Raw genomic sequence first — 22,101 nt, forward strand, 5'->3', positions numbered from 1 at the left:
CAAATGCAAGGGGCTTGGGCGCGAGCGCAAGCGGACTTCAAACAAAATGGGGCGTTTCTGGAAAATTACAAGATTAGTGTTTGCGCAGTGTAATACTGGCAATATTTTTGAGACCCATGGCATTAAAGAGCATCATCACGAGGTAATTGACGTCACGAAACTCGATCGTCATACCGCGCTTACCAGCGATGGGCGCTAGGCCATTGAGCAGTTCTGCGGAGGCGCTAAACTCAACACGCTCTAGTCGTGAGCAGTCCAGCACTAAGGGGTTTAAGGTCTCAGCGCGAGCAACGATTTGTTTAACCAGCGGAGCGATGTTGCCTTCGATCGACGCTGGCATCATAAAGCGGTCAGGAAATTCGTCTTCCTGCAGGGCGTTAATCTCAGGAAATGAGCTCGTGACGTTGATTTTTGGCGCTTCGAACGAGGGTGGCGACACTTCAAACGTGATGCAATAATCCATACTCGCTTCTTCGAAAGCGCGCTCAAAGTGGAGTAATTGCAGAATTTCAAGCAACAGCAGCCACGGTGCCTCGGTTTCATCCCGACGTCCGACTTGGAGAATGGCGCGGATTTTTTCTGCCATGTCCTGCGCACCAACCAACATCAAATCATGCTTGGTTTTTTTCAAATTCTTCAATGAGCGAAGCAGCAATCCACAACCAATGGGATTGACCGCAACAATGCGACTGAAATCGAGCTTCAAGGATTGGCTCTTGGCGCTCAATACCTGCATTTTACTCAACACTTTAACAATACCCCCATCCAACATCGCAGGGAACACAACACTTGGCGTGACGCCGTCGGTATCGTTACGCGTATCGGTATTGGCGAAGATATTGGTCTCTGGCCATAACGGAGGCGAGGTTTCAAACTTATTGGCATAGTCGAGAGAGAGGCTCTCGAACATGTGCTGATTATTGGTGATTCGATACAGATCAAACAGCATCTGCCAACCAATCTCTTCTGCGGTACTGAGTTTTTGATGATGAACCGCGGCACTCAACATCTGCTCTGCCACGTCAATCTGACCACTCGCGAACAAAATGGCAGCCTCTTCAAGGACAGGCACGGATTCGCTGTAGGCAACCGCAGAACTAGACATTTCTGAATAATGACCAAGGAGATAATCCGTTGGCATACTCATTGGCAATGTCGTCTGAAATTCAACGCCTGACGCAGGTCGGCGATCAAGCGGTTGCGTTTGCTGAGAAAGGTCGTATCTCGTTTGTCCAATCACAGTGTTGGATGCCTTAGGGACATCCATTTTAGTGATGGTCGGGGGCCGCGTTTTGACGATGTCCCGCGACATTTCAAACTCGATGGCATCAATTTTACGCTCTGTTGCACGCGCAATATGGCGTTGAGCAATGATGGAATTAGTAAAAATTTCACTTTCGTGAAAGCCGGTGATTACGGTATTGGCAGATTTTGAACGAGTTTTCTTATCAGAAGATTTCTCAGAGGAGTGATCTTCTTTTCTGCTGCCTTTTTTACCAAAAAGAGAAAAAATCCCCACCGTATTCCCGAAGTGATTAACTATGCTGTTATTACAATGTTTTGTTATAGACCAAGTATATTCTGAATCAACCTGCATTTGTAAGGCGTGCAAACACGCTTTAACCTTTTTTTATAATTCTCGCAAGAGAAAATTGCCGTAGAGCATTAAAAAGTACTGTATTCTAGTTGATTCACATTTCTTTGTATGGCTTTTCGAAAAAAAACCAAAGAATACTTTTTTTCTCGACCATGCACCGACAACTGCAGATCGCAACCACTTACAATCAGTAACACAATTTTAAAGACAGTTGCAATTTTACGCAGTAAATGTGTGTCTTTTTCGGTCTATAAAGGTAAAAAATAAACGGCACACGCTTGTGATGTGACAATGCCGCGCGGGTATTTATAGAGTGCCCCCCTCTCGATGGCATAAAAAACAAAAGCGTGCTGTTATCAGCACGCTTTTTTAAAGAGGACGGACCTGAGCAATTAGTCGCCGTACAATTTTTGTTTCATTTCACGTCGTTGCTGTGCTTCGAGCGATAACGTTGCTGTGGGACGTGCCAACAAGCGTGGAACACCGATCGGTTCGCCAGTTTCTTCGCACCAGCCATAATCTCCCTCATCAATGCTGGCAATTGCTTGCTGCACTTTCTTGAGGAGCTTACGTTCACGATCGCGCGTACGCAACTCTAAGGCGTGCTCTTCTTCTATCGTCGCACGGTCTGCCGGATCCGGCACTAGTACAGTTTCACGAAGATGCTCGGTCGTCTCATCGGCATTCTTCAATAAATCCTTTTCAAGCTGCTGCAAACGGGCCTTGAAAAATGCCAGTTGTGCAGCGTTCATATAATCCTGCTCTCCCATCGCGAGGATTTGTGCCTCGGTGAGCAGAGCTTCGGGGGCGCTGACTGTAGCAGTCGATTTAGGTGATTTAGTTGCCACTTCGCTTACTTTCGATACAACGGGTTAATACGTAGAAAAAATCTAAAATAGTTATTATTTTAGAAAATTATCCTCCCCTTACTGACAAGGTGAGTTACACGAACAACAATTACATAATATACAACAATTGATGCTCGTAGGACTCACGCAAAATGGTCTTTTTAGGGAGTGGACACGGGCGAGCGCCATGAGGAAAAGCGCTCGTTTCTCGTGCCACGAAGGCAATTTTGCATGAGTCCTATTATCAGTAGCCCGATAGTTTATACCAAACAGTGCTCTAAACCTTGAATAAATATGTCTTTCGGTAGATTTTTACCAATAAACACTATTTTACTTTCTTTTAATTCACCATCTGCCCACTTTGCACCGACATCTGTTCCCATAATTTGGTGAACTCCTTGGAAAATGACTTTTCTATCGGCGTTCTGCATATACAACACCCCCTTGTATCGCAGCATCCGCGGTCCGAAAACCTGGACTAAGCCGCCCAGAAACTCATCGAGTTGCCCTGTATTGAAGGGACGTGTGCTCTTAAAGACAAAGGCAGCGATGTCGTCTGTATGATGTGCGTGATGGTGATTTTGATGTGCTTCACCATGGTGACCGTCATGATCGTGGTGTTCGTGATGACAGGATTCACCGCAATGTTCGTGATCATGGTCATGGTCATGCCCATGGGCTGCTTCCTCTGCACGCAAAAATTCCGGATCCAAATCCAGCTTTGCATTGAGATTGAAGCCTTTCAGGTCTAATACTTCCGCGATCGCGATGTGGCCAAAATCCACCGTCGACACCGGCGCACGTGGATTCATGCGCGTCAGACGAGAACGCAATGTCGCCACATCCTCCGGCGCGACCAAATCTGTTTTTGATAACAATAACTTGTCAGCAAAACCGACCTGACGTTGAGCCTCTTCATTACTATCGAGCTGTTGCATGCCATGACGTGCATCAACCACCGTCACGACTGCGTCTAACATGTAGTAAGTACCAACCTCCTCATCAACAAAGAAGGTCTGCGCAACAGGTCCTGGGTTGGCTAATCCTGTCGTCTCGATAATAACGTGATCAAAATCGATCTTGCCGGCGTTCTTTTGTTCAATGAGTTTAGCGAGCGCAATGATCAAATCACCACGGACCGTACAGCAAATACATCCATTGTTCATTTCAATGATTTGCTCATTGCTGTCTTGAACAAGAATCTCGTTATCAATATTTTCCTGACCAAATTCATTCTCAATCACAGCAATCTTAAAGCCATGGTTTTCTTGCAAAATGCGATTGAGCAACGTCGTTTTGCCAGCGCCTAAGAATCCGGTCAGAATCGTGGTGGGGATCAGTGCCATAAGTGCGTTAATGTTGGGTTAAATTGAAATTAAAAAGAGACGTGTCGCTCAGTGTATTGAGATCTATGCGGCGCACTCTGCGCACCAGCCTTTGATCGTCAATTCGATTTCCTGACTTTGAAAGCCCGGACCGAGTGCCGCCTGGAGTCGGGTTTGCCATTGTTGATACAAAAGTTCTGGATGCCGTTCATCATCGAGACAAAACACCCGCGTGCAGCGAGTACATTTGAAATGCGCATGGGCATGCTGAGCACCAGCAACGCTCCCGCCACTAGTTGACTCGCTCCCCGTACTGTAACGAAAGACGCGGTCGTCCCCTGAAATCTTATGGGCAATGCCCGCATCCGTCAGGCAATCCAGCGCTCGGTAGAGGGTGACACGGTCCATCTCAGGTAAGGCGCTTTGTACCTCCAAATGGGACAAGGCACGCTTACTGTCCAGCAACACCATCAGCACTTGGCTTCTGGCCCCGGTCGCACGGACACCATTGGCCAAAAGCAAAGCTGTTGCTGGGTCGGACGCGGTGGTGCTATGGCGGTGTGGCGTAGATTTCATCGGACAATCATTGGTGAGCAAGCGAATATTATGCACCATTTTGCAATTGAGTTGCAAAAGTAACGAAAATCGTCCGACGACCAATGCATGGACAACCTAGATGTATTCATTCTCAAGAGGTACGGGGTATACCGACAGTCTTTGCCGCGCTTTCCAGCAGAGATGGCCCGTCACTTTTTAGCGCGAGGGTGCGTAGCATCATACACTTTTGCCAGATGTTGAAAATCGAGCGCCGTATAGACCTGTGTCGCGGAAATTGAACTATGCCCCAACATCTCTTGCACCGCACGAAGATCGCCAGACGATTGCAGCACATGCGAGGCAAAGGAATGACGCATCATGTGTGGGTGAACATTCGCAGGGATGCCTAAGGCCTGCGCATGAGCTTTAATACGCAACTGCACTATCCGCGACGAAATGCGTGTGCCTTTTGAGGATAAAAAGAGAGGGGTTGGATCCGTTTTGACGAATTGACCCCGCACGGCAATCCACGCCCGTAATGCCGCAATGGCCGGAGCACCGACAGGAACGATCCGAGGCTTGTTTCCCTTACCAGTCACATGGACCTCTGCCTCACGCAGATCGACCCACCCTTCAGAGCGATAATCTCCGCTCTGCACGTACTCAATATCCAGTCCCGTCAGTTCCGATACCCGTAACCCGCTGGAATACAATAATTCAAACATCGCGCGATTAACGAGCGCCGTCGGTTGATCTCCGCCTTGATAAGATACCAACCGCACCGCATCATCTGCACCCAATGCTTTGGGTAAAGGTTTGCTTTTTTTCGGCGCACGAATGCCGTCAACGGGATTATTTTCTAATCCATGTTGTTCAATGAGCCAATGAAAATATCCGCGCCAACTCGATAGCTTGCGAGCAATGCTACGCGCATTGAGTTCTCGGGCATGTAGCTGAGAGGTAAAACGTCGAATCTGGGCAAAATCGAGTTGAGGTAAGCCTTGTGCTCCCGCGAGTTGCTGCAACTCTTGCAGATCTAGCTCATAACTTCGAACGGTATGCGCCGACAACTGTCGTTGCGTACGCAGATAATGGACGTAGGCAGCGATGCTCTCAGGCGCATTACCCCCATCCTGCGCAGTGTCAGGATGGGAATCAGTCTGTTTCATGATGGGGAATGATCAGCAATGATCGGCGAGGCTTATTGATCAATCAGGCACGCCAGCGCGGCGCTGGTGGTGTCAGCAATCTTGACCAAAAAGTCCGTTGCCATTTCTTTGGTATAGCGAGCAGGATCAGGTGACCCTAATACCAACAAACCAAAAGTCGGCGAGGTAGGCGACAGGCGTAAAGGCAACATCGCAATCGATGCGACGGGTTCTGAAGCATCGATCCAACGTGCCGCTTCAAAATCTTGATTGGCACCACAAAATGGCGCTTTCAGACCTTTTGCAAACAACATGGCGTCTTCATTGACGGCTTCAGCGAACCAGGTATGAGAAAACTCTGGCGCGACGTCCCACAAACGTAAGGTTGCGTGAGGCAGATCGAACGTATCCTGCAAACCTTGCGTCAGAATAAATGGCAAATCGACGTCATTGCGTGCCAACAATAAAGTGCGGGTCCAAATCTGAAATTTATTGGTGATATCCAGATTTTCATCTGCAATACGCATCAAGTCAGCCAGTTTTAATTCGAGGGCACGGTATTTTTCCCGTACCACTTCCATTTGCCTCTCTTGCAAAGAGATAGCGCGGCCCATCACAGGGCTGGTGAGCTTAATGGAACTCAGCAGTTCGGCATGTTCTTCAAAGAAATGCGGATGCTGTATCAGGTAGGTTGCGATGTCAGTTGAATTCATTACGTTGTTCAGAGATTAATTTCGCCTTCGAAAACCGTCACAGCGGGCCCACTCAGCATGACGGGAGTTCCTTCTCCATGCCACGCAATAGAGAGCTCACCACCGCGCATAGTCACACGAACCGGGCTATCGAGCAAGCCACGGCGTATTCCTGCGACAACGGCAGCGCAAGCACCCGTGCCACAGGCGAGCGTTTCACCTGCACCGCGTTCAAAGACGCGTAAATCAATATGTTGACGGTTGTTGACCTGCATAAATCCGGCATTCACTCGACGCGGAAAACGGACGTGATGCTCAATAATAGGGCCTTCAATATCCACTGGATAATGCGCGACGTCCGTCACGACTTGGACCGCATGGGGGTTGCCCATGGACACAACAGAAAACAAACAATGTTTCCCTTGAATATCAATAGACCATAACTGATCCGCTGCTTGTGCCACAGCGTCGAGACCCGTGGCATCGAAAGGGACCTTGACAGGATCCAGTATCGGAGCGCCCATATCAACGGTGATTCGGCCATCCGCTTCCATCCGTGGCTCGATGATGCCGCTCATGGTTTCTACGCGAATACGGGATTTGTCAGTCAGTTTCTTGTCGATCACAAAACGGACAAACGCTCTTGATCCGTTACCGCATTGTTCCACTTCGCCACCATCGGCGTTATAAATGCGATAACGGAAATCAACATCCGCTTGTTGCGGGCGTTCAACAACCAGAATCTGGTCGGCACCAATACCAAAACGGCGGTCAGCAATGTGCTTCCATTGTTCCGTTGTGAATTGGATATCTTGATTGATAGCATCGATCACGACAAAATCATTGCCGGCGCCATGCATTTTGGTGAATTTGAGTTTCATCCAGATATTATATCGCGGGAAACCCTTCCTGCTGCAGCGATCATTCAGGTTTTATAGATACCGCACCCCAGAACCAGATTATCGTTGACGATCTCAATGTACGAGGTTTTGTGTTCTATCTTCCCAGAAGTCGGATTGGTAATGTCGTAATCAACCCATCCACCATTATCTCCGACACTAAACGCATCAGAAACCAACTTTCTTCCATCAAGCCCTGGGACCCGGAATAAATTCACCTGAAGCTTAGATGAGTTACCACCAAAGGCGAGGTATTGCCCTTCCCGATTGAACGCAAAGACGTACATATCCTTTTCAGCGAAGAGATGTTGCGGATCAGAGGTGATCAACGCTAAGGCTCTTTGCCCCTGCTGCTCGTAGAGCGCAACAGCACGCTTCACCATGGCATGCGCCTCGTTTGCTGTCCCCTGCCGTAGCTTAAAGGTAGCAACCGAAGTAGCCAGTACTGCAGCACGTTCTTCAAGATTAATCGCGACAAACTTGGCCTGCTCCGCCATTTGACCATTGCTTTGGGTGATCTGATCCAGATTACGTAAAGCTTCAGATATCTGGTTGAGTCCGTTACTTTGCTCGACCGAAGCGGAAGAGATCTGGTTAATACTTCCCGCCAGCTCACGGATACCTTTGACGATATCGCTTAGAGTCTGATTGACGTCGTTAATTTGTTGAACGCCATCTTTGACTTGATGGACGGACTCGTCGATCAAAATGCGAATTTCTTTGGCAGAGGAGGCACTGCGTTGCGCCAGATTACGGACTTCGGCAGCGACCACTGCGAAGCCACGGCCTTGCTCACCCGCCCTTGCCGCTTCCACCGCTGCGTTCAACGCCAGAATATTTGTCTGGAAGGCAATACTGTCAATCATACTGACGATATCCTGAACCCTGACCGCACTGCTCTCGATTTGCTGCATCGATTTCACCGCTTGCAGCATAGTCGCTCCGCCCGATTCCGCAATCAGGCTGACGGTCGATGCCATGCGATCAACCTGACTCGCATTGTCGGCGTTCTTTTTGACGGTATCTGCCAAATCTTCAATACTTGCTGAGGTCTGTTCCAGACTCGAAGCCTGCTGCTCGGTGCGCGCTGACAAATCGCTGATATTGGCCGATAACCCCTGCCCCACCTGCGACACCATATGTGAGTTGCTACGGACATTGGCCACCAAAGCGGACAATGTCAGGTTCATCTCTTCCAGTGTTCTGCCGGTGACGGCAAGTTCATCCAAACCCTCAATGTGGATCTGGCGGGTAAGATCTCCGCTCGATACCGTCTGTGCAGATTCCCGCAAGGAATGAACGGTTGCCATTAGATTGCGATAGAACGCCATCAGAAAAGCAAACATCAATAGTGCGCACGCCAGCGTGCCAAAGAAAATCAGGCGTCTAGTCAGTTGAAATTGATCGACCCGGTCTGATAACAACGTATGGAGGCGCGTCGTCAATACGAGTTGCAAGTCCAGTGCTTTGTTAATGGCATTGGTTCCTTGGGCAAAATACTCAACAGCATCTCCACTAACTTCTTCACTCAGGAGGTTCTTTTGCGCAGATGCAGCAAATTCTTTACTGGCATTGATGGCTTGGGCATATTCTGGCGGAATGGTCTCGTTTGCTCGCTGAAGCGGACCTTGCGCATCATTCATCGCATCCTGTCCTGTGCGGAGCGCATCCAACCTTGCAGCAACCAAGGCTTTATCGGTCAAGGTCATTGTTTTCGATTTGATATAACCCGCCCCCATGCCCCGTAGCAAGGCAATTTGCTCTACCCACAGTGGCAATTTTTGAATGGAAGCATCAATCAGGAAATAGGTATTTGCCTCAGGATCGAGCAGTAGACCGCTTTGCTCAGCGATCAGCGAAGCGAGTTGTTGGAGATGCTTAATCAGCAGCGTGTGCTGACGCATGTTTTCGGCGGGCACCGTTGCAATTTTTCCGGCGGCAAGTTGTGTTAATTCTGCCTCTAGTGGCTCCCAAGTCGCAGCAAGCTGCCACTCTGGTTTTGCTTTGACGTCCTGCGACACGAGACTGATCTCGTTTTTCAACGCAGCGCGGGTCTTTTCGAGCTCCGCATCGACATTCTGTCCAGCAAGTTTCAGATTGGTCTGGCCTCGATGCTTCTGTGTTTGAATGATGAGGTCCATCTGATGTCGGCTCAATGCCATGCCAGCTACTTCTGCCTCAGCCACCTCAAGGTCTGCCGCCGCCCGCTTCAGCAGGTAAGTACTCATACCTAGAATGGGAAGCAAAGCGATCGCAAAAACAACCAAGAGTTTTGTTCTTAGGCGCAGATAGCCGAGCATCTCAATGGCGGGACGAAGCATGTTACTGACAAAAGAAGACATGAAGACTCCCTGACATAACGAATATGATCAACACATTGTTACACGAACATGTTCCAAACAATAAAGATGCAATAAGTAAAAAATGTTAAACGGTTGCGTTTAAACAACCGCATTCTCAAAAAGACCTTTCTAGACTTTCTATCAACCAAAAATCTGCTTGCTTCGGGACAATGACACAGCGGCAATAATACCAGTACACTTTGGCAAAGTGTCAGTCATACTGTACTGGTCTATTTGTGATGTACTGTCCATGGGGACGAGCAATACAGCATGGTAATGTGCGACCATAAATTAAAGTATATGATGCACCCACAAGGTGATTCTGTTTTGTTGTGACAACCCATCACGACATGAAAATAAAGAGCACGGAGACCCCATGAACGCACCCCTCACACCCGAGCAGCAGGCGCTGATCGACAATACCATTACCCTCGACGATAAATACACGCTGGAGCGCGGACGCGCCTTCATGACGGGCACACAGGCATTAATCCGCCTGATGATGTTACAGCGCCAAGCGGATGAAAAAGCAGGCTTAAATACAGCTGGCTTCATCAGTGGTTATCGCGGCTCACCCCTTGGTAACGTTGATCTCACTGCCGCCAAAGCGAAGAAGCACTTATCGAAATACCACGTCAAATTCCACCCTGGCGTGAATGAAGATCTCGCAGCGACCTCGGTATGGGGCACGCAGCAGGTCAACATGTTCCCGGGTGCAAAATACGATGGTGTTTTTGCGATGTGGTACGGCAAAGGTCCGGGTGTTGATCGTTGCGGTGACGTGTTCAAACATGCTAACTTGGCAGGCACTTCCAAGCACGGCGGTGTACTGGTCGTTGCAGGTGACGACCATGCAGCAAAGTCTTCCACGGCCGCCCATCAAAGTGAACACATTTTAAAAGCCTGCGGTATTCCAGTCTTGTACCCATCGACTGTGCAGGAGTATCTGGATTACGGTCTGCATGGTATCGCCTTGTCGCGTTATACCGGTTTATGGGTTTCCATGAAATGCGTGACCGATATCGTTGAATCGGGTGCGGTGGTGGATATTGATCCAGACCGTGTCAAACCGATTATTCCGACAGAATTTGTTCTGCCTGCCGATGGCGTCAACATCCGTACGCCAGATCCAGTCTTGGCACAAGAAACACGGATGAACAACTACAAATGGTACGCCGCGCTGGCCTATGCACGTGCCAACAAACTCAATCAAATCATCTGGGATAGTCCAGATGCGAAGATCGGTATTATCACTGCCGGTAAATCCTATCTCGATACCCGTCAGGCATTGGCCGATTTGGGCATCGATGAACAGGTCGCAAAAGAAATCGGCATCCGCCTTTACAAAATCGGGATGACCTGGCCGTTAGAATCAGAAGGTGTTCGCGATTTTGCGACCGGTCTTGAAGAAATTCTGGTCGTCGAAGAAAAACGTCAAATCCTCGAATACGCGCTCAAAGAAGAACTGTATAACTGGGAAGACAGCGTTCGTCCACGCGTGGTTGGTAAGTTCGATGACTCTGGCGAATGGAGTAATCTGCACGGCTCAGGCCACGGTGAATGGTTATTGCCGGCGACTTATGAATTAAGCCCCGCACAAATCGCCCGCGCTATTGCGTCACGCATTACCCGTTATTTTGCGGGTCATCCGGTAGAGCAACGTGTACAGCAACGCGTTGCCTATCTCGAAGCGAAAGAGCAAATGCTCAACACGGTTGGCAAACCTGACGCTAACAAAGACCGCGTTCCTCATTTCTGTTCAGGTTGCCCCCATAACACATCCACCAAAGTACCAGAAGGAAGCCGCGCGCTGGCCGGTATTGGTTGTCACTACATGGTGACATGGATGGACCGTGAGACCTCCACCTTCACGCACATGGGTGGAGAAGGTGTGACGTGGGTTGGCGCAGCGCCATTCACCAACGAAAAACACGTGTTCTGTAACCTCGGTGACGGCACATATTACCACTCTGGATTATTGGCGATACGCGCTGCCATTTCAGGCGATGTCAACATCACCTACAAGATTCTGTTTAACGACGCCGTCGCCATGACAGGAGGTCAAGAGTTTGATGGTCCACTCGACCCAGGCATGATTTCACGTCAGATTGCGGCCGAGGGCGTGCATCCGATTATTGTTGTGACGGACGAACCAGAAAAATACCCAGCAGGCTATCCATGGGCACCTGGCGTGACCGTACGTCATCGTTCCGAGCTCGATGCGGTTCAACGCGAATTGCGTGAATGCAAAGGCGTGTCCGCGATGATTTACGACCAAACTTGTGCTTCAGAAAAACGTCGCCGTCGGAAAAAAATCGACAAAAATGGTGTTCCTGCCTTCCCTGACCCTGCGAAACGCGCAGTGATCAATGAAGCAGTGTGCGAAGGGTGTGGCGATTGCTCTGTGCAGTCGAACTGCCTTTCCGTTGAACCATTAGAAACCGAATTAGGCCGTAAGCGTCAGATTAACCAATCGTCGTGCAACAAGGATTTTTCTTGCGTCACGGGCTTTTGCCCTAGCTTTGTTACTGTTGAAGGCGGCAAACTTAAGAAACCAGCAAAAACAAAGATCGAACCAGGTAACGCACTCGACGTGACAACGCTGCCTTATCCAGCGTTACCAAAAACCGAAGTACCTTTCGGTGTTTTGGTGACAGGTGTCGGCGGCACCGGCGTCATTACCATCGGTCAGATCATGGCGATGGCAGCTCACTTGCAAGGCAAAGCTTGCTCCGTGCTAGACATGACTGGTCTGGCGCAAAAAGGCGGCGCGGTCATGTCGCACGTGCGTCTGGCCGATAAAGCAGAAGATATCCAATCAACACGGGTTGGCACGGGTATGGCCGATTTGGTCATTGGTTGCGATCTGATCGTCACTGCCGGTAAAGATGCCTTATCACGCATGGGTGAAGGCCGTACCTTTGCGGCGATTAACGCCAATGGCACACCAACGTCAACGTTTATCAAAAATCCGAACTGGCAGTTCCCTGGCGAATCCGCAGAACACGATATCCGGAAAGCATGTGGTGCAGACCGTGTGGATATGATTGATGCTGCATCAATAGCGACAGCGCTCATGGGTGACAACATTGCCACCAATATGTTCATCTTGGGCTATGCATGGCAAAAAGGCTGGGTGCCGCTCGAGCTGGCAGCGTTGACACGTGCGATTGAACTTAATGCGGTATCGATTGATTTCAACAAACAAGCCTTTAACTGGGGTCGTCTGGCAGCGCATGATCTGGTCGCCGTCAAACGTCTGATCACGCCCGCCCAAATCGTCGAATTAAAACGCGCGCCTAATTTGGAAGATACGATCAATCACCGCATCGCCTTCCTGACCGACTACCAAAACGTCTCGTACGCACAGCAGTATGCGGATTTTGTGGCACAAGTCAAAGCGGCAGAAACCGCCGTCGCTGATGGAAAACCATTACGTCTGACAGAAGCCGTCGCGAAATATCTGTTCAAATTAATGGCGTATAAAGACGAATACGAAGTCGCACGCCTCTACACAAACGGTAAGTTCCAAAAGAAAATTGCCGACATGTTTGAAGGTGACTACGCAATTAACTTCCATCTGGCACCACCATTGTTTGCGAAACGCGACCAACAAGGTCACTTGATCAAACAACAGTTTGGCCCTTGGATGATGAAAGCGTTCGGCATATTGGCGAGCATGAAATCCTTACGTGGCACAGCGTTGGACATCTTTGGTTATACCGAAGAGCGCCGCATGGAACGCGCATTACCCGTCGAGTATAAGCAAACCATCAGCAAATTACTGCCGCTGTTGAATGCCGATAATCTTGCAAAAGCGGTTGCTATCGCAAGTATTCCTGAAGACATCCGTGGTTACGGTCATGTGAAAGAACGTCATCTGGTTGCTGCGAAAAACAAAGAGGCAACACTGATCGCTGAATTCAATACGGCGAAGGCACCACAAAAAGTCGCGTAATGACGTCGTGCGTTACACCAAAATGACCAGCGTAGGCTGGTCATTTTTTTTGTCTTTTCTGATAGTGCTACTCAACAACGAATGCTGGCATTGAGATGTTCCGTGCAAAAAATGCGGCAATGATCAATAACATGACAGCACATGCCGTGAAAAACACCGGCAAAAGCAAGATAGACTTTCCTGAGAAAACCACCGCGCTCACACCAAGCGTCAAGTTGGCCAGAATTACACCACCATCGGCTGAACAGGCTGTAACCGCCGTCATGCTTCCCCTGACATGATCTTCGCTTTGACAAACCACATAAGCAGCAATCGCTGGATAGATAAAGCCCAATGCACTTCCGCTCAGGAAGGCACCGATCAACACAAATGGACTCGATAACATCACATACGTACATGCACAGCCAACGAATGCGCACAGGGCAGCAATGAGAAACGCACAAGTCGGAAACGAATGACCCGCAGGCATATGGTCTTTTAATAAGAGCCGCGGCAACAGCATAGCAATCGCGTAAATCAATAAGTATCGTGAGGCATAACTCTGATTCGCCGATGCTAACAAGCCTGGTAAGAAGGAAACGGTGACACCGCTGATGGTATAAAGAAAGCCCAAACTCACTAAGGCCAAACAAAGCTGTGGGCGACATACGGTCATTAGAAGTGCGCGTAACGAGAAATGCGTATTGCTACGTTGCCCTCCCACCTCGGGTGAAGTGTATTCAAGAAACAGCGCAAGTGCCAGTCCCATCAAAGACAGCATCGTCGCTAACCAGACAACCGGTTTTACGCCCGTATAGTGAATGATTTCTAAAGAAAGAGAAGGCGCTAAACAGGTCGGAAGCATACTAAAAAAAGTATAGAGGGCGAGATGTTGACCTTTCTGTTGATGAGATTCAGCAGAGGCGATCGTGTGGTACATGAGTACGGTCGACAAAATGCCGAGCGAAACGCCAATCAAGACGCGGCCCAACATCACCAGTTGAACAAAGGGTGAGCTCAGGATTGCAAAAAATATGACATAGGCGGCAGTGATGATAGTCATCACATACCGCCCACCCACTTTATCCATGTAAACACCAGAAGCCAGTCGGCACACCATCGTCAAGCAACTCGCTACCCCCACCACAATACCAGCGATGCCATTTGATATCTTCAATGCGCCTAACAAAAAGGGATAGCTATAAAACACCAACGCATTAGCGAAGGAAATAACAAACGTGATGGCAGAGATAGCGAAGCGTCGATGGTTCATAGTCAGGCATTCAATGGATGCTGACTGACTCTGACTCCGGCTCGACCTCGACCATAATCGCTGTCGATGCAGAATGTACGTACACCAATGCCTGTTCTGCGATCGGTCCCGTCGCAACAACTTGTGCCACATACCCCATCATATCGGTCGTTGGTTTGGCATAATCGCCAACACCAATACCTGGATATACCGCGTGAACATGCGGATACTTGCTACAGGTCTGCATCCCCTTGATTTCTTTAATGACGCCCGCCTTCGGAGCATAAACGACATATCCTGCAGTCGCTTGCTTGGTCACCAGTGATGTTGGAAATGTTGATTCATCAAACAAGGCATTGACAAGAATATCGTACACATTCACACCGAAACTCAATGACATCAATTTGCCAAGTTGAAGACCGCCAAGACGAGGATTAATCTCAATCATGTAAGGCGTCTCATCCGCAAGCACAAACTCCGTGTGGCAAAAACCAAACCGGTAATCGAGTTTTTCTAAAACAAACTTCGTTGCGTCTTCAAGCCTCTTTCTAACGACCTCAGGATAATGGCAAGGAAAGGCATAGCCCAGTTCAACAAAATAAGGCTGTTGGCTCATCAAACGGTTTGTCACACCGAGAATGTGATGCTGTCCATCACAAGAGAATGATTCAACAGATACGAGAGGTCCGACTTTGAATTCCTCAATCAGAAAACCACCCGTGTTTTCTCCCGTAAAAAGAGACTCCGCTAACGGAAGATCATGTTCGTCCGTGACGATCACAACATCTTTACTCCCGGAACCACCAATAGGTTTCACAATAAACGGATAAGGCATCAATTGAATCAGCGCATGAAATTCATCCAGCGTTGTCGCAGGTAAATAATTAGGAGAAGCGAGTCCACTATTTTGAAATAGCTCCCGCGCTAGATATTTGTTGCGTGCAATATGTACTGCTTTCGCTGATGTAAATGGCATACCCAGCTCTTCTGAAACACGAGCGACGGCTTCAATGAACGCGTCACGTTGCGTGTACAACACAAATTTCTCATCCAAATTGAGTAACTTGATCACTTCTGCTTTCACCGAAGTGAGGCGCCAATCGACAGGGATGATGGTCATCACGCGCTTTAAGTCGACTGGGATGTTTCTTCTCGCCCATTCCATTTCCGATGTCAGAAAAATGACATGAATATCCTGAGCAATGGCGGCTCTCATGATCTCGAGCCCAGATCCTGTATGAAGTGTTTCGACTAAGATAAGATTTTTTTTCATGAGGCCAACGTAAGTTGAGGTTTGTAATAGGTCTCGCTGACATGACGAAGATCAGTGATCGTGTACGGCATCACACCGAGATCACGCAATAAATTCGGCTTGTCATTGTTAATAATCGTGGGAGAGCTCTGTTCACATACCAGACCATCCAAGAGCTTGGTCAATGAATCAAGGCTGGTATCCGTCGATATGTCGTTCGCGTTAAGCCAGGCATCGTTAAACAGCGTCTGCAGGTAACGCTCGCCGCTGTCGCCCAGAATCGCGACCAATGGCTGGGTATTTTTTAATTGTCGTGATAACGCCAGCGCCGCGAGTAACACCGCGCCAGAAGAGACGCCGACCAAGATGCCTTCGTTTCTGCACAGGACACGTGCCGCAGCAAATGCCATCTCGTCTTTGATGCGGTAGATGAAGTCAATTTTATTGACATCGGCAATATTGGTCGGCGTCCAACTGAGACCGACACCCGGAATTTTATAAGCGTGAGCAGTGCCACCAAATATCGTTGAGCCATACGCATCAACGGCAGCCAGGACATATTTACGTGACTGTTCTGAAAAAAATTCCGCTAAACCGCCGATCTGACCTCCTGTGCTGACTGCTGCAACCGCACCGGCGATATCGCCATCGGTCTGATCGAATAACTCTTGTGCAGTAGATTGTTTATGGGCAAAGCAGCTCAATACGTTAAAGCATTGATCAGGGCGATACGCGCCGGGGATACGCATTGCTAATTCATTGGCTAACTGAATCCGTGTCTTATGATACGAACCTGAGTCATCTTTTTGATCGACGACGATGACTTCAGCGCCGTAAGCCTTCATGAGCGCAATATTCGTTTCCGTCGTTTTGGGATCGACGAGGATGATGACGCGGTAACCTTTGGCCGCACCAATCATGGCAAGACTTATGCCAAAATTTCCTGAAGACGATTCGATAATCGTTCCTCCAGGTGACAACAGTCCATGGCGTTCTGCATAATCAATGATGTATACCGCTGGCCTGTCTTTGATGCTACCGCCAGGATTGGTCTTCTCAAGTTTGACGACAACATTCGTTCCGCAGAGGCGATTAATTTTATCGATAGAGATAATCGGAGAATCTCCAAGACATGCCAGAATATTTTTTTGGTTTGGTCTCATACTGTTATCTTTTTTATGATCTGGTTAGCCATGAACTAGCGCAACAAGGAGAGACTGATATTGGTCTGACGTAACGTCTTAGGGAAGGTGTGATGGGTCGATTTAGGTGGGAACATTTGTTTTGTTTTTGCCGCATCAAGAACGATCTGCTTGTCCAGATCGTCATCCGTTCCCCATTTGCGCAACTCAACACTGGTGCTGTGATAATCAATCAAGTAAGCAGGAACGCGCCGAAGATGGAGACGTTTGGCGATCTCAAAACGGTGATGACCATCCAAAATAACAAGTCCCTCACGACTCACAACAAGAGGGTTGGTCCATTTATTTTCACGCAAGAGCTTTTGGTGTAATTCATCGGCTGCCTCTTGATCAACGTTTTCATGAGGCATGAGTTTTTCGACAGCGATCAATTCAAAGACTTCATTCATATTCCCTCCTTCTTTTGACAACAAAATTAAACGGGCATACATCATCTATTTGAGACCATCACGAACAAGTCGTGCTGAAGCTAAAATCATTGTATGTACGGTGAAATAATGAAATCAAACGGAGTTACACAACTGAAATTTGGTTTCCACTGGTTACAAATGGACACCGATCTACGGCCATGGTGTTTAATTGCAGAAATTAAAAAATCAGTTTTTTCGCGTAAATAGCTGGCTTTGTTCGGTGAATTTTGGTTTTATTAAATCTTATTTGTGATGTCGCAGTGCACACCATAAATGCCTCATCCATAGCGAAGCTCTGAATTACAATGCTCGCCACACAAACGGGAGTTCATTTTGTCTATCATTAAACAAAAACTATCAGGCATACCAGAGGGATCGGCAGCCTTATTTTTCATCCAAATTTTCGCCACGCTGGGGTTTGCGATTCTGTATTCGACCTTGGTTTTATATGCCACCAAAAAGCTGCACTTCAGCGTCAAAGAGGCGACCGCGATTATGGGGGTGTTTGGGGCCTTCAATTATGGTCTGCATCTCTTCGGTGGCTACCTCGGCGGTCGCTTTATTAGCAATCGCAATTTGTTTGTTGGCGGTATGGTGTTACAAGTACTCGGCTGCGCCTGCATTTCAGGTGGGACGGTGATGCAGTTGTACTGGGGTCTTGCGCTCTTCTTAACGGGTAGTGGCCTTAATGTGACCTGCATCAATATGATGCTGACGCAACGTTTTACACCAGAAGATAACCGCCGTGAAGGTGCCTTCTTATGGAACTATGCAGGGATGAATTTGGGGTTTTTTATCGGTTTTAGTGCTGCGGGTTATTACCAACTGCAGGAAGACTATCCAAGCCTGTTTATTTTCGCCACGATCGGTAACTTTATCTCTATTGTTCTTGCCGCGGTGTACTGGAAAACGCTGAAAGACCGCAATACCCCGTTGTCGTTATCGACGCCTACTGAATTCAAGAAAAAAATGCTGGTGGGCTTGGCCGTCTTATTTGGTTTGGTGCCCGTCGTGTTTTACATGTTGCATCAAGCGGAATCGACAGCGCAGATTATTCTTGCCATTGGCGGCCTCGTTGCGCTCACGCTCATTTATCTGACCGTTACCCATGCAGACCTGCGTGAGCGTCGCAATATGTCGGCCTATCTGGTGTTCACGGCAGGTAATGTGGTGTTCTGGACCTTGTACCAGATGGCGCCGACGGGTTTGCAGTTGTTCACTGTCAGCAATGTTGACCGCATCGTCATGGGTGTAGAAATCGCACCGCAATGGATTCAAAACATCAATACGTTTGTGATTGTGTTTGGTGGCCCGTTGATGGCGATGTGGTTTAACCAACTCCGTGCAAAGGGCTGGAATATCGATGTGTCGGTACAATTTGCGACCGCCTTGGTATTGATTGGCATTGGCTTCTTGGTATTGCCACTCGGCATCATGCTGGCACCTGAGAACGGGATGGTTACGTTTAAATGGATTTTTATTAGCTATGTTTTCCAGAGTATCGGTGAATTGCTCATTTCCCCTGTTGGCTACGCAATGATCGGTCGTCTTGCACCCGCCAAATATCAAGGGGTGATGATGGGTACGTGGATGCTGGCCACTGGTATTGCGTCCATTTTATCGAGTGATTTTTCAGGGATGGTCCCTGAGGCGTCAGATGGACTACCGATCGTCACGAACCCCACCTATAGCCATGTTTTTGGCATGCTAGGATGGGGCAGTGTCGCGGTGGGTATTGTCCTCTACGCCCTGATGCCATTGATGCGCCGCCTGATCACGAGTGGACCGGCGAATGACCAACAGGCTGAAGTCCTATGAAACATTCCACGTACATCGCGATTGCCGCAATTAACATGTTCATCGCTGTTGGGGCAGGTGCATTTGGTGCGCACGGTTTGAAAGCAGTACTTAGCGCGGAGATGCTTGCCGTCTGGCAAACCGCCGTACATTACCACATGGTCCATGCGCTGGGATTGTTGGGGGTTGGCGTGCTGATGACTCAGTGGAACGATGCCCAGTTACTGCATCGCGCAGCGCTCTTCATGCTCACGGGGATCGTAATTTTTTGCGGCAGCTTGTACGCCCTCGCTCTCACTGGTATCACATGGCTGGGGGCTATCACCCCCTTAGGCGGCGTCGCGTTTTTGCTCGCGTGGGCAACACTGGCGTGGTGTGCTTACCGACGCCAGTCGCTACCGACTTAATGTAGATTTTCAGTTGGTTTAGTTAAACGCACAGCAACGTTGTTATGTGGCGAGTGTTCATCACTCGCCATTTTTTTGCACGGCACGTTGGTAAGCAGGACGCGCCTCAACCATCTCCACAAAACGAGTCAGATTCGGGAATGCCGTACGTCCTGCAGCGCGAACCGCCATCTGTACTGCAAAAGACAACTGCACATCCGCCGCGGTTAAGGTATCGCCGACAAAATAATCACGCCCTTCCAGCGACGCATTGAGATAGCCAAAATGGTTGGCGAGCTCACTGTTAATGCGTGGATGTAAAGGTGCTCCTGCTTCACCCAAACGGCCGACATACAGCTTCAACAATAAAGGCAGCATGGCTGAACCTTCAGCGTAATGCATGAATTGCAGATAACGGTAATAGTCGGCAGTGCCCTTCGCTGGTACAAACTTTCCGTGACCGTATTGCTCCACCAGATATTCCAAAATCGCACCCGATTCGATCAATACCAGTTCGTTGTCCTTGAGCACTGGCGCTTTACCTAGCGGATGAATCGCTTTGAGCTCTGGCGGTGCTAAACGCGTCGTGGCGTCGCGGTCATAGCTGATGACGGTATAGTCGACGGCAAGCTCTTCAAGCATCCAAGTAATGCGGCGGGAACGGGATTCTTTCAGATGGTGGATTTCGATCATGGCGGCCTCAATGAATAGGTGGTTAAAGAGATAATCCTTCATTATGCCGAGGTTTCAGAAAGCCCGCTGAACGAACGCAACGGACAAACTAAACGAACCGACCTTCGCTTATTGAATATCAAAAATTAATATCAAAAAAAGCACCCATTCCCTCTCGCGAGCATCCTCCAATACGCACATTGCTCTAGGAAACCAGATCTCGGTAGCAGGTGTCGCATGGAAACAGCAATGTCATGTTCATGTAAGGTCTGAGGAGAATGATCATAGGTTAAGGCTACAAGTGGTGCCCTCGTCCAGCAATCAAGTCAGTTGGTCGTTGGCAGAGGTGCTTGTGGTGGATGGAGACTCCTTACAAAAAAAGAATTCATGCTGCACCGCACGATCACGACTTCATCGGTCGATGGATGCGCTCTTCATGGATTCGCGATAAACAGAAAGCGTGGTGCGAGATGTCATTTCAGACGGAATATCAGCAAAAATTGTGCTCTGCGGAAGAGGCACTGTCGTTTATTAAAGACGGGGACAGTATTATCGTGCCGACAGGGGTGGGAGAACCGCCTGCTTTGTTGACGGCGTTGTCTGAACATCGTCGGCGATTTCATGATGTCAAAATCTCACAGATTCTGGCGGTCAAAAAATACGGCTACTTTGATCCAGAGACAAGCGCACACGTCCGACATGAAGCCTTCTTCTTTGGTGCTGCATCCCGTGCGGGTGGTCAAGCGGGTCTCATCGATTTTATTCCAAGCTATTTTTCAGAAATGCCGATGCTCATTGAACGTGGCTACATTCGCTCTGATGTGGTGTTATCGATCGCATCGCCCATGGATGAAGAAGGCTATTTCTCATTGAGTTTAGCGGCTGATTACACAATGGCCGCCATTGCAAAAGCCCGTGCCATCGTGCTGGAAGTCAATCCCAATGTCCCTTATGCGTTTGGTGATTGCCGAATCCATATTTCACAGGTCGCAGCCATCACAGAGAGCAGCGATGCAGTGACCGAAGTCGGCTTGCCAAAAATCGGACCTGTGCAGCAAGCGATTGGTAAGTACGTCGCAGATATGATTGACGACGGTTCGACATTGCAAATTGGCTACGGCGGTATTCCTGATGCTGTCGTCATGCAATTAACCAGCAAACATGATCTTGGTATTCATACAGAAATGATTGGTGACGGCATTTTGACCTTGGTTGAAAGCGGCGCCGTCAACAACAAACGAAAGAATTATTTACCCGGCAAAATGGTAGCAACCTTTGCCCTGGGTTCCAATAAGCTGTATCAATTTTTGCATCGCAACCCGATGATGGAAATGCATCCGGTCGACTTTACGAACGACCCTTACCTCGCCGCAAAGAACGATAAACTCGTTGCCATTAACGCGACACTGCAAATCGATTTATTAGGCCAGTGTGGCTCAGAAAGTCTGGCCCATATTCCGTATTCTGGTACAGGCGGTCAGGTTGATTTTGTACGTGCGGCGAATCGCTCAAAAGATGGCAAAGCCTTTATCGTTTTACCATCCACGGCAAAAGACGATTCCATCACCCGTATCGTCCCGACACTGAGCCCAGGAACACACGTCACTACGGGTAAAAACGACATTAACTTTGTGGTCACAGAATTTGGTGTCGCACAATTACGGGGCAAATCAGCCAAGCAGCGTGCAAAAGAGATGATCTCGATTACGCATCCAGATTTCAGAGCAGAATTAACGGAACAAGCAAAGCGCCTTAATCTCATGTAACTCGTGGTTAGACTCACCGCCACGCATCATGCCCTCCAT

At 48.7% G+C, this 22,101-nt stretch carries 17 protein-coding genes; 4 read left to right on the forward strand and 13 right to left on the reverse strand.

Annotated elements, in window-relative coordinates; all coding sequences use genetic code 11:
* Window positions 1–73: 73 nt before the first annotated feature.
* From ACO0K2_RS14340 to ACO0K2_RS14375, 8 genes are all read right to left on the reverse strand, one after another.
* On the reverse strand, window positions 74–1,519 hold the full coding sequence (locus ACO0K2_RS14340) for an STAS domain-containing protein (RefSeq protein WP_423019956.1): 1,446 nt from the start codon (window positions 1,517–1,519) through the stop codon (window positions 74–76).
* A 470-nt stretch (window positions 1,520–1,989) separates the two neighbouring features.
* Window positions 1,990–2,394: an RNA polymerase-binding protein DksA gene (gene dksA, locus ACO0K2_RS14345; RefSeq protein ID WP_423020139.1), complete on the reverse strand. Its 405-nt coding sequence runs from the start codon at window positions 2,392–2,394 to the stop codon at window positions 1,990–1,992.
* A gap of 311 nt (window positions 2,395–2,705) precedes the next feature.
* A complete protein-coding gene (locus ACO0K2_RS14350) occupies window positions 2,706–3,791 on the reverse strand; it encodes a CobW family GTP-binding protein (protein ID WP_423019958.1) in 1,086 nt (361 codons plus the stop codon).
* A 63-nt stretch (window positions 3,792–3,854) separates the two neighbouring features.
* A complete protein-coding gene (locus tag ACO0K2_RS14355) occupies window positions 3,855–4,346 on the reverse strand; it encodes a Fur family transcriptional regulator (protein WP_423019960.1) in 492 nt (163 codons plus the stop codon).
* 170 nt (window positions 4,347–4,516) lie between these two features.
* Window positions 4,517–5,476 carry a tyrosine recombinase XerC gene (xerC, locus tag ACO0K2_RS14360; RefSeq protein ID WP_423019962.1) on the reverse strand — a complete coding sequence of 320 codons (960 nt, stop codon included), beginning with the start codon at window positions 5,474–5,476 and terminating at the stop codon, window positions 4,517–4,519.
* 32 nt (window positions 5,477–5,508) lie between these two features.
* Window positions 5,509–6,180, reverse strand: a complete 672-nt coding sequence (locus ACO0K2_RS14365; RefSeq protein ID WP_423020141.1) for a DUF484 family protein — start codon at window positions 6,178–6,180, stop codon at window positions 5,509–5,511.
* Window positions 6,177–7,028 (reverse strand): diaminopimelate epimerase, encoded by an 852-nt coding sequence (gene dapF, locus ACO0K2_RS14370; protein ID WP_423019964.1) that lies wholly within the window; start codon window positions 7,026–7,028, stop codon window positions 6,177–6,179. Before dapF ends, ACO0K2_RS14365 begins: the two co-directional genes overlap by 4 nt.
* A gap of 44 nt (window positions 7,029–7,072) precedes the next feature.
* Window positions 7,073–9,388: a methyl-accepting chemotaxis protein gene (locus tag ACO0K2_RS14375; RefSeq protein ID WP_423019966.1), complete on the reverse strand. Its 2,316-nt coding sequence runs from the start codon at window positions 9,386–9,388 to the stop codon at window positions 7,073–7,075.
* A gap of 376 nt (window positions 9,389–9,764) precedes the next feature.
* Here ACO0K2_RS14375 and ACO0K2_RS14380 point away from each other — a divergent pair, with 376 nt between their 5' ends.
* Complete coding sequence (locus ACO0K2_RS14380; RefSeq protein WP_423019968.1) at window positions 9,765–13,346, forward strand: indolepyruvate ferredoxin oxidoreductase family protein; 3,582 nt, start codon at window positions 9,765–9,767, stop codon at window positions 13,344–13,346.
* Between the two features lie 67 nt (window positions 13,347–13,413).
* On the opposite strand, the gene ACO0K2_RS14385 is transcribed toward ACO0K2_RS14380, so the two are convergent.
* From ACO0K2_RS14385 to ACO0K2_RS14400, 4 genes are read right to left on the reverse strand one after another with little or no spacing between them, the layout of a single operon-like run.
* Entirely contained in the window at window positions 13,414–14,598 is a 1,185-nt protein-coding gene (locus ACO0K2_RS14385; protein ID WP_423019970.1) for an MFS transporter, read from the reverse strand.
* Between the two features lie 10 nt (window positions 14,599–14,608).
* The gene (locus ACO0K2_RS14390; protein WP_423019972.1) at window positions 14,609–15,850 is read right to left on the reverse strand and encodes an ATP-grasp domain-containing protein; all 1,242 of its coding nucleotides are present in this window, start codon (window positions 15,848–15,850) and stop codon (window positions 14,609–14,611) included.
* Entirely contained in the window at window positions 15,847–16,992 is a 1,146-nt protein-coding gene (locus tag ACO0K2_RS14395; protein WP_423019974.1) for a cysteine synthase family protein, read from the reverse strand. The genes ACO0K2_RS14390 and ACO0K2_RS14395 overlap by 4 nt, the downstream gene beginning before the upstream one ends.
* A gap of 35 nt (window positions 16,993–17,027) precedes the next feature.
* Entirely contained in the window at window positions 17,028–17,420 is a 393-nt protein-coding gene (locus tag ACO0K2_RS14400; protein ID WP_423019975.1) for a ParB N-terminal domain-containing protein, read from the reverse strand.
* A 354-nt stretch (window positions 17,421–17,774) separates the two neighbouring features.
* Here ACO0K2_RS14400 and ACO0K2_RS14405 point away from each other — a divergent pair, with 354 nt between their 5' ends.
* Window positions 17,775–19,259 (forward strand): peptide MFS transporter, encoded by a 1,485-nt coding sequence (locus ACO0K2_RS14405; RefSeq protein ID WP_423019977.1) that lies wholly within the window; start codon window positions 17,775–17,777, stop codon window positions 19,257–19,259.
* Window positions 19,256–19,645 carry a DUF423 domain-containing protein gene (locus ACO0K2_RS14410; RefSeq protein WP_423019979.1) on the forward strand — a complete coding sequence of 130 codons (390 nt, stop codon included), beginning with the start codon at window positions 19,256–19,258 and terminating at the stop codon, window positions 19,643–19,645. The genes ACO0K2_RS14405 and ACO0K2_RS14410 overlap by 4 nt, the downstream gene beginning before the upstream one ends.
* Before the next feature lie 60 nt (window positions 19,646–19,705).
* Here ACO0K2_RS14410 and ACO0K2_RS14415 read toward each other — a convergent pair whose 3' ends face one another.
* Window positions 19,706–20,317, reverse strand: a complete 612-nt coding sequence (locus ACO0K2_RS14415) for a glutathione S-transferase family protein (RefSeq protein ID WP_423019980.1) — start codon at window positions 20,315–20,317, stop codon at window positions 19,706–19,708.
* A gap of 449 nt (window positions 20,318–20,766) precedes the next feature.
* On the opposite strand from ACO0K2_RS14415, the gene ACO0K2_RS14420 reads away from it, so the two are divergent.
* Complete coding sequence (locus tag ACO0K2_RS14420; protein WP_423020143.1) at window positions 20,767–22,062, forward strand: acetyl-CoA hydrolase/transferase family protein; 1,296 nt, start codon at window positions 20,767–20,769, stop codon at window positions 22,060–22,062.
* The last annotated feature ends 39 nt before the right edge of the window (window positions 22,063–22,101 follow it).

The sequence above is a fragment of the Undibacterium sp. MH2W genome (genome assembly GCF_049340215.1).
GTDB lineage: Bacteria > Pseudomonadota > Gammaproteobacteria > Burkholderiales > Burkholderiaceae_D > Undibacterium.